Annotated in this window: 1 protein-coding gene; it reads right to left on the reverse strand. The window is 63.6% G+C overall.

Annotation, left to right across the window (positions count from 1 at the left end):
• On the reverse strand, positions 1-353 hold a 353-nt coding region (locus tag ACLRGI_RS23325), incomplete at its 3' end, for a CLIPPER-2 domain-containing protein (RefSeq protein ID WP_419203806.1).
• Positions 354-533 lie beyond the last annotated feature (180 nt).

Below are 533 nucleotides of genomic sequence, written 5' to 3' on the forward strand. Positions count from 1 at the left end.
GGAGGGCCGATCGGCGGCGTGCCGGTGGTGGTGGCGCTGTTGGCAACATGGCCGGCGTCGATATCAGCCTGCGTGATCGAATACGTTGCCGTAGCCGTCACCGTCTGACCGGGCAGCAACTCGCCTGCGGTTCCCGGCCAGGTGTAGGCCAAGGCCGACAGGCCGGTCAGGGGGTCATTGATGGCCACGCCAGTCAGTTTCACATTGCCGGTGTTCTTGGCTGTGAACGTGTAGATGATCTGGTCGCCGACGACGGACGGGTTCTGAATGTCCGATGCGTCGGCGGACTTGCTGAACTCCATCGCCGGACCGGGGGTCAACGGGGTGTCCGTTGTTCCCGGAGGCGGCGTCACCGGAGGACCGGTGGGAGGAGTACCAGTGGTCGTGGCGCTGTTGGCGACATGGCCGGCGTCGATATCGGCCTGGGTGAGCCCCTAAATTTCCACAGCCGTCACAGTCTCGTCCCGAAAGCAACTCTCCAAGCAGTACCCGACCAGGTGTAAACCAAAGCCGAGAGACCAACCAGCGGATCC

Source organism: Paenarthrobacter sp. PPS72 (assembly GCF_048537125.1).
GTDB lineage: Bacteria > Actinomycetota > Actinomycetes > Actinomycetales > Micrococcaceae > Arthrobacter > Arthrobacter nitroguajacolicus_E.